General features: G+C 63.7%; 16 protein-coding genes. 12 read left to right on the top strand and 4 right to left on the bottom strand.

The features are described from left to right. The first annotated feature begins 63 nt into the window (after positions 1-63). Positions 64-315 carry a type II toxin-antitoxin system Phd/YefM family antitoxin gene (locus VMF11_09385; protein ID HTU70517.1) on the top strand — a complete coding sequence of 84 codons (252 nt, stop codon included), beginning with the start codon at positions 64-66 and terminating at the stop codon, positions 313-315. Beyond that, positions 312-737, top strand: a complete 426-nt coding sequence (locus VMF11_09390) for a type II toxin-antitoxin system VapC family toxin (protein HTU70518.1) — start codon at positions 312-314, stop codon at positions 735-737. Before VMF11_09385 ends, VMF11_09390 begins: the two co-directional genes overlap by 4 nt. Before the next feature lie 11 nt (positions 738-748). On the opposite strand, the gene VMF11_09395 is transcribed toward VMF11_09390, so the two are convergent. Further along, entirely contained in the window at positions 749-2911 is a 2163-nt protein-coding gene (locus VMF11_09395) for a protease pro-enzyme activation domain-containing protein (GenBank protein HTU70519.1), read from the bottom strand. Next, the gene (locus VMF11_09400; protein ID HTU70520.1) at positions 2908-4761 is read right to left on the bottom strand and encodes a hypothetical protein; all 1854 of its coding nucleotides are present in this window, start codon (positions 4759-4761) and stop codon (positions 2908-2910) included. Before VMF11_09400 ends, VMF11_09395 begins: the two co-directional genes overlap by 4 nt. 76 nt (positions 4762-4837) lie before the next feature. On the opposite strand from VMF11_09400, the gene VMF11_09405 reads away from it, so the two are divergent. Further along, a complete protein-coding gene (locus VMF11_09405) occupies positions 4838-5326 on the top strand; it encodes a hypothetical protein (protein ID HTU70521.1) in 489 nt (162 codons plus the stop codon). After that, entirely contained in the window at positions 5323-5940 is a 618-nt protein-coding gene (locus VMF11_09410) for a hypothetical protein (protein ID HTU70522.1), read from the top strand. Before VMF11_09405 ends, VMF11_09410 begins: the two co-directional genes overlap by 4 nt. Positions 5941-5974: 34 nt before the next feature. On the opposite strand, the gene VMF11_09415 is transcribed toward VMF11_09410, so the two are convergent. Together VMF11_09415 and VMF11_09420 are read right to left on the bottom strand one after the other, a co-directional pair. Then, positions 5975-8107, bottom strand: a complete 2133-nt coding sequence (locus tag VMF11_09415) for a protease pro-enzyme activation domain-containing protein (protein ID HTU70523.1) — start codon at positions 8105-8107, stop codon at positions 5975-5977. Then, entirely contained in the window at positions 8104-9696 is a 1593-nt protein-coding gene (locus tag VMF11_09420; protein HTU70524.1) for a hypothetical protein, read from the bottom strand. Before VMF11_09420 ends, VMF11_09415 begins: the two co-directional genes overlap by 4 nt. Between VMF11_09420 and VMF11_09425 the strand changes: the two genes are divergently transcribed. The 8 genes from VMF11_09425 (at position 9683) to VMF11_09460 (ending at position 16955) form a co-directional block, all read left to right on the top strand. Beyond that, a complete protein-coding gene (locus VMF11_09425) occupies positions 9683-9991 on the top strand; it encodes a hypothetical protein (protein HTU70525.1) in 309 nt (102 codons plus the stop codon). The genes VMF11_09420 and VMF11_09425 overlap by 14 nt on opposite strands. Before the next feature lie 114 nt (positions 9992-10105). Next, positions 10106-11365, top strand: a complete 1260-nt coding sequence (locus VMF11_09430; protein ID HTU70526.1) for an O-acetylhomoserine aminocarboxypropyltransferase/cysteine synthase family protein — start codon at positions 10106-10108, stop codon at positions 11363-11365. Continuing rightward, positions 11362-11847: a CoA-binding protein gene (locus VMF11_09435; protein ID HTU70527.1), complete on the top strand. Its 486-nt coding sequence runs from the start codon at positions 11362-11364 to the stop codon at positions 11845-11847. Before VMF11_09430 ends, VMF11_09435 begins: the two co-directional genes overlap by 4 nt. Continuing rightward, positions 11844-12959, top strand: coding sequence for a hypothetical protein (locus VMF11_09440; GenBank protein ID HTU70528.1), 1116 nt, complete (start codon positions 11844-11846; stop codon positions 12957-12959). Before VMF11_09435 ends, VMF11_09440 begins: the two co-directional genes overlap by 4 nt. Then, positions 12956-14179 (top strand): acyl-CoA reductase, encoded by a 1224-nt coding sequence (locus VMF11_09445; GenBank protein ID HTU70529.1) that lies wholly within the window; start codon positions 12956-12958, stop codon positions 14177-14179. Before VMF11_09440 ends, VMF11_09445 begins: the two co-directional genes overlap by 4 nt. A gap of 5 nt (positions 14180-14184) precedes the next feature. Beyond that, positions 14185-15468 (top strand): aspartate aminotransferase family protein, encoded by a 1284-nt coding sequence (locus VMF11_09450; protein HTU70530.1) that lies wholly within the window; start codon positions 14185-14187, stop codon positions 15466-15468. Next, complete coding sequence (locus VMF11_09455; GenBank protein ID HTU70531.1) at positions 15465-16502, top strand: Gfo/Idh/MocA family oxidoreductase; 1038 nt, start codon at positions 15465-15467, stop codon at positions 16500-16502. Before VMF11_09450 ends, VMF11_09455 begins: the two co-directional genes overlap by 4 nt. Before the next feature lie 69 nt (positions 16503-16571). Next, positions 16572-16955, top strand: a complete 384-nt coding sequence (locus tag VMF11_09460; protein HTU70532.1) for a hypothetical protein — start codon at positions 16572-16574, stop codon at positions 16953-16955. Positions 16956-16957 lie beyond the last annotated feature (2 nt).

Consider the following 16957-nt stretch of genomic DNA (forward strand, 5'->3'; position numbering starts at 1 on the left):
GGTGCAAGGGCCGCCGGGCACGTTGACGCGTCAACGCCGGCCAAGTAAACTAGTTGGACTAGTATGCCGCGACGATGGAATCTTCAGGACGCCAAAGCACGGCTCTCCGAGCTCGTCGATCGAGCGCGTGCCGGTGAGGCGCAGGTCATTTTGCGCCGCGGCGAGCCGGCGGCGGTCGTCATCGCATTCAGCGACTACGAGGAACGGGACGGGCCGGCGCAATCCGTGCTCTCGTTCTTCCAAGATTCGCCGCTCAAAGGCCTCGACGTAGAAGCGATGCCGCGACGCAAGGAACGCATGCGAGAGTTCGGGTGACGCGCTTTCTTCTGGATACGATGGTCGTTTCGGAAGCGACGAAAGCGCGACCCGATCCGGTCGCGGCGGCCTGGCTCGAATCGCAGCGCATCGACGCCTGCTATCTCAGCGTCCTAACGCTTGGCGAGCTCCAATTTGGGATCGCGCGTTTGCCGGCCGCCTCGGCGCAGCGAGCCGAACTCACGCGCTGGCTACACGACACGCTCCTTCCGACGTTTCGCGATCGCATTCTACCGTTCGATCGCGAAGCCGCCCTCGAGTGGGGCGCGTCCGCGGCTCGGGCCGCTGTACGCGGCAAGAGACTCCAAACCGTCGATGCGCAGATCGCAGCGACCGCTAAAACGCGTGAACTGACGCTCGCCACGCGCAACGAACGTGATTTCGCCGGCGTCGACATCGACATCGTCAATCCGTGGGGATAACCCCCGTCTTCTTACGGAACTGAAAGCCCCGTAATTGCGTCGATCAGGTGCCCGGCATACGGAACACCCACGCCGGTAATCATGTCGTATCCGGTCATGGCCGGGTAGCCGGGGACCGGCGTCGACGGAACACCAGTCGCGACCTCGTTGCTGCCGTACAGCACGTCGTAAAATACATTTGCGTACGGTAGTAAGGGCGTGGTACTCACACCGACATCGTTGCCTTTATAGATCGCGTACAGGTACGGCGCGGCGTTTCCCAGTCGATACGGATATGATCCTCCGCCGTTCGCACACAAACCCTGCCCGGGATGCGTTTTGCACGCGCTGAGTACGTCGGCCCACATGGCAGCCATCTCAGGCGCAGCTACCGACGTGCCGCCGATGTCTTCGGGGCCGGAAGGGCCAAGATCAACACTAACCGTGCCGGGAAACGCCGCGTCGTAATAAACGGTGACGCCGGTGTTAGGATCGCCGATCATCGCCACGTCGGGCTGCTCGCGCATGGACGCGCTAAGATCGTCCTTTTGCCAGAGCGGTGAGATGACGATCGTCGAGATGCCCCCGCCGCTCGCTCCGCCCGGATTGGTTCCCGCGCCGTAGCCGGTATCGTTCGACGAGATACCCCAGGCAAGAATCGGTCCGTTGAGCTGGTCGACGCTGTTGATGGGTAAGGTCACGCCGCCAACCGATGTCACGTTGAGATCACCCGACGGATACGTCACGCACTGGATGTCCTCGAGCGCACCCGTCGTTGGATCCTCGCACTCGGCCGAGCCGCTGTCGCCGGAAGAAGCAAACACGGCAACGCCCTCGCTTTCGAGTGCGGCAAACTCGAGCGCGTAAAATGAACTCGGATAATTTGCGGATGTAAAGCCGACCTGGCTTTCGCCTTCGCCGTAACTGATCGAGACGACGTCGACCGTGTCGTCGGCAATCGCTTGCTGGATCTCGGGATCGGACTCGATGAGTCCGATGTACGGCGCTCCCGCGTTCGAGCCCGACGTCGGACATGGCGACCCGTTGAAGGTCGTGTCGCAGTCATCTTCGTTGTACGCAAGATAAAAGTCGACCGTAGCGTCCGGGGCGAGCGTCGCCACTTGTTGCGAGTCGAGCTGCGCTTCGAGGTCTTCCGGATTGCAATCCGCCGATACGTTGCCGTTTCCCGTCGGCGTGCACGGTGCGGTGACCGGCGGCGGCGTGGCAAACGTGTTTGCGTACGGAAAATCAGGTTGTGAAATACCGCTGTAGCTCAAACCGGCCGCGACACCGTTTCCCGTAACCATGATTTCGTTGATCTGCGCAACGCTTGCAATGTTGTACAGCGACTTGAGTGCATTCAGATCTTTATCGCCGGTGCCGATGATGATGCCCGAACCCGGCGTGGTGGTGTCCGCCGCGTTGGCGAAGTCCAACGGACCCGTTCCGATGATGCCGACGTTGATCCCGGTTCCATTGTACCCGGCGGTAATGGCGTTGTTGAAGTCGAACGCGCCCTGCACTTGCTGCGGCGAATAGCCGAGGTTGAAGGCTTCACCTGCGGTCGGTGGATGCATGAGGAACGTCCGAGCCGTTTCGGCGGCGACCAGATTTGAGACGGCGTCCACCGGAAGCGGCGTCATGAAGTGCGGAACGCTCGTCGGCGCGATGAACGTCTTGCCGTAGCCGTGGTACGCACCGAAGGTCGTGCCGAACGCACGCTGCATCGAGGTTTGACCGCCGGAAACGGTCAGAATCATGTGCTGCGGCCAACCGGCGACGGCCAGGCCCTGCTGCGCGAAATAGGCGGCGACCTTTTGATAGTCGCTCAGCGAGGCGCCGAACTGTTGCGCGATCTGCTGCGGCGTCAGCCACCGATGGAAGCTGCCGGACGTCGGATCTTGAGTGGCGAGCGCGTAATTCATCAGCCCCTGCGCGTTTTGCTGGTGGACCAGCACGTTCACGCTCAGGAAGGCATTGCTCACCGGCCCTTCATACGTGGCGTTTTGCAGGAGCGGCTGTCCCCAGCTCGCGATTTGCAGGTCCGCGGGGATCGAGCCCGCGTTGAACGACGGCTGTCCGACGCCCTGCCCTGTGCTAGGTGCAACGCCCCCGCCGCCCCCGCCACATGCGCTCAGCGCCAGCGATGCTGCGGCGGCAAGCGCCGCGAAGCGGATGAGCGACGCGCGTTTCACTTCACACCTCCAGCGATACCATGCATGACCATATATTTTGCAAACGTCTCCATCGTCTTCGCGCGCTGCAGCGAGCGGGTGAAGCGAATCCCGAGCGCGCGGGCGTTGATCTCTTCACTCATGGCGCTCGAGGAGAGGGTGCGTCGTGCGACGTCCGCGACCAGTCCGCTCTGCGAGAGGTTCAAGGTCTCGCTGATGTCGTTGGTGAGCACGGGCTGGCCGGCTTCCGTGTAGAACAGGCTAAACGGCGTCGTCAAGCTGTAGTCGTAGTATTCCGAGAGATCGTCGGTGATGATCGAGCAGACCGGGCCGAGCGTCGTCGAGCCGGTTCCGGTGCCGGTACTATTGGTGTCGGCGAGGTCGTAATTGTCGATCGTTTCCGTCTCCGTGTATCCGAGGACCGGATCGGTGACCGAGATTGTGCGTACGATCTCGTCCGGCGTACCGTTGCTGCCGGTGATCGGGAAGGTGCAGCCGGTTCCCAACGCACCGACCGTCCCCTCGTCCTTCGTCGAGTCGCTGTAGAAGGTCGTCGTGGTGAACCATTCCGGGATCGTCATCGTACTCGTCGGCTCGCCCGGAGCGGTGATCGTTAGCGTAATTCCGCTGCTCGACGGCGCGCTGAACGCGTACTCGACGAGCGGCGAGCCGCTAGAGAGACCGATCGAGTAGCTGCCCGAGCCGTCCGCGCTCACCGCGATTTGGTTGGAGTATCCGCCCGGGATCGTGTCGGTCTCGCTGTAGGTTCCCCCCGCGCCGTACGTCTGGTCGATCGCTTCACCGTCGTTGAGCGTCTGATTCACCGAAGCGGGCGCGGCGTTGGTCCAGCTCTGTGAAGACGATTCCGGAACTTCGGCGTAGATCAAACCCGGTGAGGTGTACGTCGTAGTCTCGGCGTTGTTGTTGCCGTCGGTCGCCGTTTCGCTCGTTTCGTAGAATGTCGTCGTGCCGCCCGATATGCTCGACGATACGTTGGCGACGGTGTCAAGCGTAGTATCCAAGAGTGCGTACGTGTCGGTTTCGTCGTCCGTTTCCTGCGTGCCGTTGGTCGTCACGTCGATCGCTACGGTTGCCGCCGCCGTCGCGGTCGGTTGTGGGCAGGGTTCGTAGCGCGTGATCGTCTGCACTAAGCTACCGCCGTACGTGTACGAATCGCCGCTCGTGATCGGATGCACGCCGACCGCGTTGCTGTGTGCAATCGCCGAGCCCGACGGCGGCGGCGATGCGTTGCCGTTCACGCATCCGAAGATGTTGATCGGCGGAATGTAATTTCCGCTGTAGAGCGCGAGCTGCAGCGGTGACGATGCGTTGATCGTCAGCGCCGTCGGAATCGCGAGCGTTGGAATCGTCAGCGTTCCCGAGCCCGAAACATTTTCGCCGGTCTCGGTCGTCGACGTCCATGCGGGCGTTTGACCGCCGCTGTAGTACCACGCCAAGAAATACGGCGAGCTCGAAGCGGGCACACCGCTCACGGTGAATCCGGGAAACGCATCGAGCGTCGCCGAGCCCGTCGAGGTTATCGTGATATAGACGAGCGGCGAGTTCGCCGGATTCGTCTGCATCCGGTGCTTGAGGTCGAGCACCGCCGGATTGGGCGTCGTCGAAATCGTAACCGTCACCGTGCCGCTGCCGGCGGGTACGCTCGCCGTGCCGCTGTATCCCAGTACCGAGAACGGGGCGCTCGTCGCGGACGCTCCGAGCGTCACCGTCGTCGTATAGGTGGAGCTGCCGGTCGGCGTGCTCGTCGGCGGGCTCGTGGGGGGGCTGCTGCTACCGCCACCTCCGCCGCCGCAAGCGACTAAGGCCGCGGCAAAAATGACGGCGCCGAAAAATGCAAAGCGAGCGTGCACTCAGGTTCTCCCACAGGAACGCGCGACGAGTGTGCCCCACTTACCGTTACTTTGATAGCATCCCTGCGGAGGCTAGATGAGAAATAGATTGATCTTTACGGTCGCGATCCTGGGATTGTCCGTGCTGGGCGCGGCCGCACCGCGAGACGGTGCGGTCATTCATAACTCGGGTTCCACCAATACGGCGGGATATACGATCACCGTCCGGTCCGATGGAACGGGCACGAAAAGCATCCAGCGCGGACCCGCGAGCCCATTCACGCTTGCTCAGGACGTGAGCGAGCGGTTCTTCGCTGATCTCAAAGCCGCGCGCGAGAATCCCGGCGTGCCCACGCACTGCATGAAGAGCGCGTCGTTCGGCACGACCACGGTCGTGCAGTGGCATGGTTGGACCTCACCGGACTTACAATGCCCGCCGTTCTCGGCAAGCGTGGGCGCACTCGCCAACGACGTTCGCGCGATCCAATCGGCAGCAGGAATCACGACCTTGATGCGTGGGAGGATCGGTCTGCCGCCCAGCCTGCGCAAGATTCCCCCGGCGACTCCCGAAGTGCAGCCGACGTGAAATATGCAGCCCTGATGTTCGTTGCGGTTGGACTGATCGCCGCGACGCCGACCCCACCGCCATCGCCTCCACCGCTCAATGCTACGATGCCCGCAACAACGCCGGTGCCGGCCGAATCCGCGATGCCGAGCTCATTGCCGAGCGCAACCCCCACGCCGAATCTCGACACGATGATGGGTCTGCCGCAGCGGCACGGCAGGCATCCGCAGACGCGCGGCACGCCGACTCCGCCGCCGCAGCGCAAGGGGCTCGACGGCGTGTGGGAAGTGCAGATCCAGCGCGGCGCCAACACCGAATACGAACACATGAAGCTCACCCAGGTCGGGAATACGATCACCGGGTTCTATTTGACGAAGGACAAAAAGAAGTACCCGGTCGCGGGATCGCTCGACGATCAGAACAACGTGCGTCTCGTGGTTTCGCTTCCCGACGGATCGACGATTCTGCTCGAAGGCCGCGTCGACGGAACGACCGATATGCTGGGCATGTTCACCGATTCCAAGGAACGCGTACCGTTCACGGCTGCGTACCGTCCAAAAGAAAATTGGATGGAGAACATCAACGCCACGCCCGGCGGACTCGGAACCGGGGGCGGGCCGGGCGGCCCGCCATAACGGCAAGCCGCCCCATTTTCGATCCGCCTAGCGTTTACGGAACGTTCGTTCCGGTCACGGCTTGGACCAGGTGTCCGGTAAAGGGAGCACCGACACCGGTGACCTGATCGTAACCTGGTCCGGCTGAATAACCGCCCGGCGTGCTCGCCGGCGTCGGCGTCACGTTCGGCGGCACCGCTTGATTGTTACCGTAGATGACGTCGTAGAATGTTTGTGCGTACGTGAGAGCGGGCGTGAAGCTCGACTTGTACGGCGCCGCCGCGAGAGCCGACGTACCGTAGATCGCGTAGTATAACGCGGCCGGATCGCCGAGACGATAGCCGGTCGTTCCGCCTTTGTTGCAGGTCGCACTCGCCATACATGCCTGAAGCACGATGCCCCACTGTGCCGCCGCTTCGGGAGCCGACGCACTCGTGCCGCCGATCGCCACTGGCGCGAAGCCATACGCCGCGTCGACGGCAACGCTCGGCCCGGTGTTCGGATCGGCGTCCAGCGACATATCGGGAAGCTCGCGCATCGCCGCACCGGTCGTGGCCGCTTGCCACGGTTGCGGCGTGAACACCGCCGAAACGCCGCCGCCCGAACCGACGTTATTGCCGAAGGTGCCATTGCCGCCGAGCGTCGTGTTGTCGGCCCACGCCGTGATCGACCCGGTCAAGTTTCCGCTCTCATCGAGTGGAATGTTGACGCCGCCGACCGCGACCACGTTCGGATCCGAGGCCGGATACGATACGCAGGCGATGCCAAGATATGCGCCGGTCGTCGGATCTTGGCAATCCCAGGCACCGTTGTCGCCTGAGGAAACGAACACGGCGATACCTTCAGCCGCAAGCGAGGCGAATTCGATCTGTCCGACGCCCGGAGCACCGCCGGTCGCCGACCCTTGAATGTACCCGTAGTATTGTTCGATGTTCTCCGGCGCTCCGAAGCTTAAAGAAAGCGCGTCGGCTTTATTGTCGGCAATGGCTTGTTGGATCTCGTCGTCGGCGATCTGAATGCCTTCGTACTGCTGTGGCGTGTCGCCAGCAGCGCATGGGGGCGCATAGAGATCACCGGCGTCGGCACCCGATGCGTAGATGCAATAGCTGTCGAATCCGAGGTAGAACAACACGGTTGCACCAGGTGCGAGCGACGCAACCGATTCGGTATCCAGCTGCGCTTCATAGTCTTCGGGGTTGCATGCGGCGTAGTTGTTCAGACCCTCGTTAGGATTGCCGGTGTAGTTGCAGCTCGGATTCGTCACCGGCGGTGGGGATGTGAGGTACGAGCCCGACTCCGTGGGGTCGACCGATCCCGTGCCGGTGTTTCCGTTTTGCGTTGTCGCCGGTTGATTTTGCGCGTCGACCTGCACAACCGACGCGAGCTTCGCGTTCCAGAAGCTGGCCAGCGCAGCGGTATCGTCATCATGTCCGTTTGCATCCAGAATCGGGCCGGTACCGATGATACCGATATCGATACCGCTGCCGTTGAGACCGCCGCTCGCCGCTCCGGAGTAGTCGAAGCCGGTCGCGATTTGCTGCGGCGAATAGCCGTAGTATGCGGCGTTGTTGTTATGGATGATGTACGTGTGCGCCGGCTGTTCGCCGACCAAACCGAACACCGCGCTGACCGGGAGTGCGGTCGTGAAATGCGGTGTACCGGTTGGCGCGACGATCTGTTTGCCCTCGAACGTGTACACGCCGAAGGCCGTTCCGAGCGCCTTCGTGAAGGCGGCAAGCGAACCGGTTACTTCGAGCGTTTCACGCTGCGGCCAGCCGCCGACGTGGAGTCCATAGCTCGCGAAGTAATTGGCGACGGCAGCATAGTTCGCGGCGGTCGCGCCGTACTCCGAACCGATCTCCTGCGGCGTCAGCCACTGCCGGTAGACTCCTGAGCGCGGATTGCTAGCCTGCGCCGCATATTGCAGCAAGCCCTGGGCGTTTTGCATGTCGACCAGCACCTGCACGGTGAGTCCACCCGTCGTCGCGGGTCCGGCATAACTCAGCTGCTTGAGCAGCGGCGCCCCCCAGGCGAAGTTCGCCGTGTTCGCTGGAATTGGCCCGGTATTTTGCGCCGGCGGCGCCACGAGAGATGCCGTTTTGGGAACACCGCCGCCGCCGCCGCACGCAGTGATGAGCATCGCGCCGGCAAGCAGAGCCCCCAGCACTCGAATCGAAGAGCGAATCATCGCACGCCTCCCTGGATCGAACGGATTGACGAAGCTGCCTTCTGCGAACGAACCGCCTGAAGCAGTGTACGGGTACGAATCACGCGTTCGCGCGCAAAGTAACTCAGTTGATGCGCTTCGAGCGAGGCAACGATCCCGTTCCTCGCGGGAACCCCCGCGGTTACGGTTGCCGGCATCGCTGCGCTTCGCATTGCCGATGAGGCGGTCGAGCCCGACGACGCGGCGCCCAAGACGAGGCTTTCGGTCGTCGTAACCGTCTCAAGGGGACTCCCGTTCGGCGTGATGTAGAGGAAATACGGCGTGTTCTGCTGCTGATCGTACGCATAATTCTGCGTATCGGTGGTCGTTAGGCAGATCGGGACGCCATTGAACTCGTAGCTGTCGAAGACGGTGGTCTCGGTGTACCCGATCACCGTATCGAGGGTCGTGATCGTGCGATTCACGTCGGTCGCCGTGGTGAAGGGAGCGCACGATTTCGGTAATGACGCGCCGGTCGTCACCGTGTCCGTCTCCGAATAGAGCGAGATTGGCAGCGAATACCAAACCGGAGCGGCGATCGTCTCGCTCGGTGGGTACCCGTAGTCGTTCTGGGCGTCGGTCGTGTAGTTGACCGTGACGTCGATCGCCGTCGGCGAGGCCGCCGGTGACGGCGCCGCAAACGCCACCGACGAGATGATGTCGCCGCCGAAATACGGGCCGGTGATCAATCCTGAGCCGTCGCTATTTTCGGTGAGCACTGCTTGGCCGCCGATGCCGCCGGAAAGCAGGTTCTCCGTATCGACGTAACTCCCGTCCGAAGCCACGGCACGCGTGCCGTTGTCGCCGTCGGCGTAGCTATACGTGACGGTCGACGCAGGGTTGTTCGTCCAGGTCGCGCCGTTGCCCGCCGGATATTCATCGACCTGCTGCGCGTTCGTGTACAGCGTCGTGATGTCCGGCAGATTTTCCGAGGACGGCTCTTGTTGCGTCGATCCGTAGAGCAACTCCGTATACGGACTGCTCGACGCGTCCAGTCCGAGCCAAGAGTCGGTCGTGTAGGTCGTCGTTTCGAGACTCTGCACGTCGGACTCGGCAACGTGCTCGTCGATCAGGCTCGCCGTCGTGGTACCGGGATACGGCGAAGAACCGGCGCTCACCGTCGTCGAGACGCTGTAAGCAAGATTCGCCGGAGGCGCGGTTGCCGTGGGACCGGGCGTTGGATATCCGAAGGCGTATCCGTAGCTGAAATTGACGTTTTTCGCGCCGCCATACGAAAGCGACGGAGCAGTTGCGGGCGTCGTCGAGACCACGAGCGCAAAAATGTACGTATCCCCCGCGGCAAATGTGATCGGAGGGTTGAGGGATTGCGCGGCAAACGTGATGTTGGTGCCGCTAATCGTTCCGGGTCCAAGCAGGACGTTCCAGCCCGCACTCGGGTTGCCGGCGTCGTAGTAGGCAACGTACGCGGTCCCCGTCTGGGCGAGCGCCGTGGTGAACGAAAACGCCGGTGTGGTGGTAATGACCACCGGCGAACTGACCGTCAGTGCGATGTAAGCGAATACCGAAAGGTTGCCGCCGCCGATGGCGTCGGATTTCTTGATCGTGCTCATCTCCGGCGTCGACACACCGGCGGGAGCCGAACCGGTATACGACAGGCTGGCGGTCGTACTGACGTTGACGCTTGGCAGCGTGATGGTCGCCGTAGCGCCGCTCGTGTTGGGCGTGGCGAAAGTGACAGCGGTGGTACCGCTGGTCGATAATGGCACGGACGTTGTCTCCGCCTGTGGGATGGAGCTGGACGGCATATACGTATTTCCGACGGATCCGCCACCGCATGCGGCGAGCATCGCCGCCGCCGCCGTCGCGACAAAGAACACAAAGCGCGCTCTCACGAAAACTCCTTAAAGTAGCGACATCGTCGCTTGCCATACCGGCAAGTGATGTGAGGCGGTCAGTTAGGCTTTTGTCGGACCGCACCTGCGGGACTTATAGATCATAAGCGACGAAGCACCAAGCAATATGCATGACCGCAATTTCGGCTTTGCCACGCGCGCCATCCACGCCGGGACGCCGCCCGATCCGACGACGGGTTCTCGGACTACCCCGATTTATCAGACGGCCGCGTATGTCTTTGGGACGACCGAGCAAGCCGCCGAGCTTTTTCAACTGCGCAGCTACGGCCACATCTACAGTCGCATCAGCAATCCGACGGTGGCAGCCTTCGAGGAGCGAATGGCCTCGCTCGAAGGCGGCCTGGGCGCAATCGCCTTCTCGAGCGGTCTGGCAGCGCAGCTCTGCACGGTTCTCGCATTGGCCCAAGCCGGCGATCATCTCGTCTCCTCACAAAACGTCTACGGCGGAACGGTCACGCAGTTCACCGTCACGCTGCGTCGCATGGGCATCGAAACGGCGTTTGCGCCGGTCGACGACTACGCAGCGCTCGAGGCAGCGATCAAACCGAACACCAAACTGCTCTTTGCCGAAACGATCGGCAACCCGTCGGGCACGATCGCCGACCTCGCGCGGCTGGCGCAGATCGCGCATGAGCACGGCATCCCGCTCGTCATCGACAACACCTTTGCATCGCCGTATCTCTGCCGCCCGATCGAGCACGGCGCCGACGTCGTGGTGCATTCGGCGACGAAGTTCATCAGCGGACACGGGACGACGATGGGCGGCGTGATGATCGAATCGGGGCGCTTCGATTTCGGCGGCGGGAAGTTTCCGCTGCTCTCGCAGCCCAGCCCCGGCTACCACGACAAAGTCTTCACCGAAACGTTCGGCGAGTACGCCTTCTTGATGCGTTCGCGAGCCGAGGTGCTGCGCGACGTCGGCGCACAGATGTCGCCGATGGACGCATGGATCCTCCTCTTGGGTCTGGAGACGCTGCCGCTGCGCATGGAAGCGCACGTGCGTAACGCGAAAGCGATCGCCGCGTTTCTCGCAGCGCGGCCCGAAGTCGAGTGGGTGCGTGCGCCCGAAATGGGGTCGATCTTCACTTTCGGCATTCGCGGAGGCCGTGAAGCAGGACGGCGCTTCATCGATTCACTCGAGCTGTGGAGTCATCTCGCCAACGTCGGCGACGCGAAGTCGCTGGTCATTCATCCGGCTTCGACCACGCATTCCCAGCTCAGCGACGAGGAGATGCGCAAGGCGGGGGTCGCTCCGGAGGCGATCCGGCTCTCGGTCGGCCTGGAGGATGCGGACGACCTGACCTGGGACCTGGGCAATGCCCTCGAAGCTTCGCAGCGCGGTGAGCTGGCGGAGGCCCTGCGATGATCCTGCAAACCCCGGCGCAGCGGCGCGCGCTGCTCGAGCGTTCGAAGCGCGTGGCCGTCGTCGGCGCGTCGAACAACCCGATGCGCCCCAGTTACACCGTCTTCTCGTACCTGCGCACCCAGCACCGCTTCGAAATCGCGGCGATCAACCCCACGATCGCCGCGATCGACGGCGTCCCGGCCTTTCCGTCGCTCACCGCGTATGCCCAAGCACATGGCGCACCCGACATCGTCGACGTATTTCGCAAGCCAAGCGAGGTCGTTCCGCTGGTAAACGAGGCGATCGCGGTCGGCGCCAAGGCTATTTGGTTCCAATACGGCGTGATCAACGAGGAAGCCATCGCGCTGGCCGATAAAGCGGGTCTGGACGTGGTCGTGGACCGCTGCATCAAGGTCGAGAGCGCCCGTTTCAACGGCGGCCTCTCGATGACGGGCCTCAACTCGGGAATCATCACCAGCCGCCGAAGCGAGACGCACGCGTGAATTACGCCGAAGAATCCCATCAGCTCGACGCCGAGATCTTTACGGTCATCCAACGCTGGCACGATTACGACCGGGATCTTCCCGAGGACGCCTTCAACGAACTCGCTCTGCGCGTCTTCGAGCATCAGCTCCACTACAACCAGCCTTACGCGCGCTATTGCGAAACGCAAAACGTTTCGCTCGAACGCATGCCCGAGCATTGGCACGAGATCCCTCCGGTTCCGAGCGCGGCTTTCAAAGAGGCCGCGCTCACTACATTCGACCCCGAACAAGCCGCGCTGGTGTTCGAGACCAGCGGCACGACAGCCGGACACACCGGCCGTCACTATATGGAAAGCACGAAACTCTACGACGCGGCGCTCATCGCCGGCTTCGATCGCTTCATGCGGCCCGACCACATCCGCTTGCGTTACTTGAACCTCGTGCCCAATCCGGCGCTCAACCCGCACTCCTCGCTCGGCTACATGATGGGACGCGTGAGCGAACGGCGCGGCGACGGCGCCACCGCCTGGTATCTTCACGGCGAAACGTTCAACGTCGATGCGTTCATCGGTGATCTGGAAGCAGCGGTCGAGTACGACCGTCCGGTCTGCATCGCCGCCACCGCCTTCGCCTTGGTCAACGTGCTCGACATCCTGCACGAACGCCGGCGCTACTTCGCCCTGCCGACCGGATCGCGCGTGATGGAGACGGGCGGATTCAAAGGCCGTTCGCGCGTCGTCGATCGCGACGACCTCTACGCCCGCACCGCCGAGCGCTTCGGCATGACCAACTGTTCGATCGTCGGCGAATACGGCATGACCGAACTCACCTCGCAGTACTACGACGACGTGATGGTCATCGGGCACGATCACTCGATTGCACGCGTACGCTACAAGCTCGCGCCGCCATGGCTGCGGGCGCGCGTCGTCGGCTCCGACGGAGCGACGCTGCCCGATGGGACGGTCGGCGCGCTGGTCCACGTGGACCTCGCAAACCGTTCCTCGTGCGTGGCAATTCTGACCGAGGATCTGGGCGTGCGATTCGACGACAGTTTGGTCTTGATCGGGCGCGAGCACGGCGCCGCGCTGCGCGGCTGTTCGCTCGCGGCCGAGGATCTCATCGTGCGATGAACGCCCTGCGCGCCGTGCCGGCACGACGGGTCGTGCGCGCGGTTGCCGATGCCGCGGTGCGCTGGTCCGACGCTGATTTTCCGCCGCGCGTTCGTTTGCTCGATCGGATCGTCGAACGCACCGGTTACACCAAGCCCGTCGTGGAATACGCCCTCGACCAACTCTTCGGCTCGCTCACCGTCGACTCGCTCGAAGCGACGATCGCCGGCGAGCTGGGTTCGCTCGACGTGCTCGACGAATTTGCGTTACGACCGGGGCGGCCGCGGGCACGCGCCCTGCCGGCGGGCGTGGTTTGCGTCATTTCGAGCCGCACCACGATCGGGGTTGCGATCGTGCCGGCGATCTTCGCGCTGTGCGCGAAGTGCGAGGTGCTCGTCAAGGATCGCGAAGACGGCCTGGTGCGCGCATTTTTTAGCACGCTCGGTCAGGAGCTGAACGAATTCCGCGAGGTGACGCGCGCCCAGGGCTGGGAAGGCGAAGGCGACGCGGTCGATTTGGGGCGATTCGACGTCGTGGTCGCCTTCGGGAGCGATGCGACGCTGGGCCGCATCGCGGCGGCGATGCAAGGCGGCGCGCGCTTCATCGGATACGGTTCGCGCGCGAGCATCGGCTACGTGGCGCGCGAAGAACTGCGCGACCTCGTGCAAGCGACCGCGATCGCGGCCGGCGCAGCACGCGATCTGGTCCTCTACGAAACCGAGGGTTGTCTCTCGCTGCACGCGCTCTTCGTCGAGCGCGGCGGATTGATCGATCCCACCCACTTCACCGCGCTGGTCGCGCACGAGGTCGAGCGCGCTTCGATCGAGTTTCCGCCCGGCAAGCGCGACGCGCGCGCGAGCGCCCGTATTACCAACGCGCGCAACCTCGCCGCGTTCCGTTCGGCTGCCGGCAGCGGCAGCGTCTTCTCCGACGCTCGCGGCTCGTATCTTGCGGTGCTCGACCCGCCGGCGAGCGAACCGCCCGCCTTTCTGCCGCGCGCGCTGGCGATTCACGCGGTCGATAACCCGAGCGACGCGATCGGTTACCTCGTTCGTCACGACGTTCCGGTGGAAGCCGTGGCGCTGGCCGGCAAGCGCGAGGATCTGCGCACGTTCGCAACCGAAATCGGGGCACACCGCATCGCGCGTTTCGGCGATCTTCAGCGCCCGCCGCTCGGGGGCAATCACGGCGGCCGTGCGCGCATCGCGGACTTCATTACGTGGATCACGGACGAACGATAGCCGTGATGAACGAGGACCTCGAGCACGTCGCGGGCGATATTCCCGGCCCGCGAACGCGTGCGCTCACCGCGCCGCTGCTCGCGCACGAGTCGCGCAACGTCACCTACGTGGGCGACGATTTCCCGGTCTTTTGGGAATCGGCCAGCGGCGCCGCCGTAACCGACGTCGACGGTAATCGCTACATCGATCTGACCGCGGCGTTCGGCGTCGCGAACGTCGGCCACAGCAATCCGGCGGTGATCGCCGCGATCGCCGAGCAGGGCGCAGCACTGATGCACGGGATGGGCGACGTCCATCCGACGGCGGTGCGCACCCGGCTGCTCGAACGGCTCGCGCGCGTGCTTCCCTCGGGACTGGACAAGACGTTCTTCGCTACGACCGGCTCCGAAGCGGTTGAGGCCGCACTCAAAACCGCGGTGCTCGCGACCGGCAAACATCGCTTCATCGCCTACCACGGCGCGTATCACGGACTCTCGCTCGGCGCGCTCGAAGTCGGCGGCATTCCGCGGTTCATCGAGCCGTTCGCGCCGCTCGTGCCCGAAGTTGCCATTCGGCTCGACTATCCCGACGCGCGCACGACCACAGCGAAGGACGCGCTCGCCGCGTTTCGCAGTGTGGCCGATGCACACGACGATATCGCGGCCGTGATGGTCGAGCCGATTCAGGGCCGCGGCGGCTGCATCGTTCCGCCGGACGGGTATCTGGCGGGTTTGCGCTCGTACTGCGATGCGCGCGGCATCCTGCTGATCTTCGACGAGATCTACACCGGGTTCGGCCGCACCGGAAATTGGTTCGCGTGCGAGTACGATCATACGATTCCCGACGTCATGTGCATCGGCAAGGCCATGGGCGGCGGCTTTCCGATCAGCGCTGCGGTCGCGCGCGACGCGGTGATGGACGCCTGGCCGCGCTCGACCGGCGAAGCGCTGCACACCTCGACCTACCTCGGCAATCCGATGGGCTGCGCCGCGGCGCTGGCGACGATCGAGGAGCTGGAGCGCATGGCGCTGCCGGTGCAGGCACGCGAGCTGGGCGAGCTGATCGAGCGCCGGCTGCAGGCGATGCTGGACCATCCGGCTGTGGTCGCGATGCGCGGCCGCGGCGCGATGTGGGGCTTGCAGCTGGCGAGCGCGGCCGATGCCGACCGAGTCGTCAAGGCCGCGCTCGCGCGCGGTGTTATTCTCGTGCAGGCGGGCCCGCGCGGCGACGTGCTCTCGATTACGCCGCCGCTGGTGATCTCGCCGCTGCAGCTCCATCGCGCGCTCGAATTGGTGAAAGAAGCTTTGTGAAAACCTATCGCATCGGCATCAGCGGCGCCGGCTTCGGCGTCAAGGCCCATCTCCCGGCGCTGCTCGCGCACCCGCGCTTCGACGTCGTCGCCCTCGCCTCGCCCTCCAGCGCGAAGGCGATCGCGGCCGAACGAAAGATTCCCCATTCGTATCCGAGCGCGGCGGCGATGATCGAGGGCGCCGAGCTGGATGCCATCACCATCGCTTCGCCGCCGTTCACCCATCGCAACGACGTGCTCGCGGCGCTGGACGCGGGGCTGCACGTGATGTGCGAGAAACCCTTCGCGCTCAACGTCGAGGAAGCGGAAGAGATGGTGGCGGCCTCACGCGACGCCGGCACCGCGTGCGGCATCGCGCACGAGTTTCGGTTCGTGCCGCAGCGGCAAGCGCTCAAAGAGCTGATCGACAACGGCCATCTCGCGCCGCTGCGCGAGATCGAGATCACGCACCTCACGACCTTTCTGCGCGAAGCGAGCACCCAGCGCCGGCGCGGCTGGTGGTTCCAGCGCGAGAAAGGCGGCGGCATGGCCAACGCAATCTTCTGCCACCTGATCGATAGTGCGAATTGGGCGATCGGCCGTCCGCCGCGCCGTACGTACGGTTTTCTGCGTACCGCAAACCGCCTGCGGCACGACGATCAGGGAGAATTCGCGAGCACGGTCGACGACGGCTGCTTCGCGCTGCTGGATTACGGTGACGGGCTGGTTGGGCGTCTGACCACTGACGCAACCGAGATCGTTGAATCGTTCACCTTTGCCGTGCACGGCGAGAACCGCTCCGCCGTGGCGAGCGGTCCGGGCGCAATGGACACCACGCTCTACAGTATCGATGCCGACGAGACCAACGAACTGCAATGCAAGCCCTCGCCGTACGCGAAGTTCGCGAGCGTGCTGCCCAACGTACCGTATTTGATGGAACTCTACGACGAGTTCGTCAAGCAGATCGAAACCGGCGAAAGCGCCTTACCGACGTTCCAAGACGGCCTCGAAACGCAACGCGTCCTCGCCGCGATCGGCTATTCCTACCCGACGTAGGACCTGCAGCTGCGACATGTGCTTCTGACTACACTTTACGTAGTCACGCAGATGGACTATGCTAAGTCCATGGCCTGGACGATCGACGCCCGCAAGCTCTCGCCGCGTAAACTCAGCGAGTTAGGGGCTATGCAGCCGCGCCTTCTTCGGTTGGCGGAAATCCTCGGAACCCGGCCGCTGGCCGGCCTCCTCGGTATGGACCCTGGGAACCTCACCCAGATGGTCGCTGGGAAGCGCAACGTGCCCGAGGAGATCGCCAAACGTGCGCTCGACCTCGACCACGTTCTGGCTCGCGCGCTCCAGGTCTTCGGAGACGCCCAGGTGGTCGTCGATTGGCTCGAGGGAACGGAGCCGACATTCGGCTTTGGGAAACCAATCGTCATGCTCTCGAAGCATGGTGCTGGTCCCCTGCTCGACGTGCTCGACGCGATCGACGCAGGAGCCTACACGTGAGG

Source organism: Candidatus Baltobacteraceae bacterium, assembly GCA_035502855.1.
Classification (GTDB): domain Bacteria; phylum Vulcanimicrobiota; class Vulcanimicrobiia; order Vulcanimicrobiales; family Vulcanimicrobiaceae; genus Aquilonibacter.

What these genes read in the sequence shown, in the direction of transcription:
- VMF11_09420 (HTU70524.1), bottom strand. Translation starts at nt 9,696, where the DNA reads ATGAGCACGATCAAGAAATCCGACGCCATCGGCGGCGGCAACCTTTCG.
- VMF11_09445 (HTU70529.1), top strand. Translation starts at nt 12,956, where the DNA reads ATGAACGCCCTGCGCGCCGTGCCGGCACGACGGGTCGTGCGCGCGGTT.
- VMF11_09385 (HTU70517.1), top strand. Translation starts at nt 64, where the DNA reads ATGCCGCGACGATGGAATCTTCAGGACGCCAAAGCACGGCTCTCCGAG.
- VMF11_09405 (HTU70521.1), top strand. Translation starts at nt 4,838, where the DNA reads ATGAGAAATAGATTGATCTTTACGGTCGCGATCCTGGGATTGTCCGTG.
- VMF11_09430 (HTU70526.1), top strand. Translation starts at nt 10,106, where the DNA reads ATGCATGACCGCAATTTCGGCTTTGCCACGCGCGCCATCCACGCCGGG.
- VMF11_09435 (HTU70527.1), top strand. Translation starts at nt 11,362, where the DNA reads ATGATCCTGCAAACCCCGGCGCAGCGGCGCGCGCTGCTCGAGCGTTCG.
- VMF11_09415 (HTU70523.1), bottom strand. Translation starts at nt 8,107, where the DNA reads ATGATTCGCTCTTCGATTCGAGTGCTGGGGGCTCTGCTTGCCGGCGCG.
- VMF11_09450 (HTU70530.1), top strand. Translation starts at nt 14,185, where the DNA reads ATGAACGAGGACCTCGAGCACGTCGCGGGCGATATTCCCGGCCCGCGA.
- VMF11_09460 (HTU70532.1), top strand. Translation starts at nt 16,572, where the DNA reads ATGGCCTGGACGATCGACGCCCGCAAGCTCTCGCCGCGTAAACTCAGC.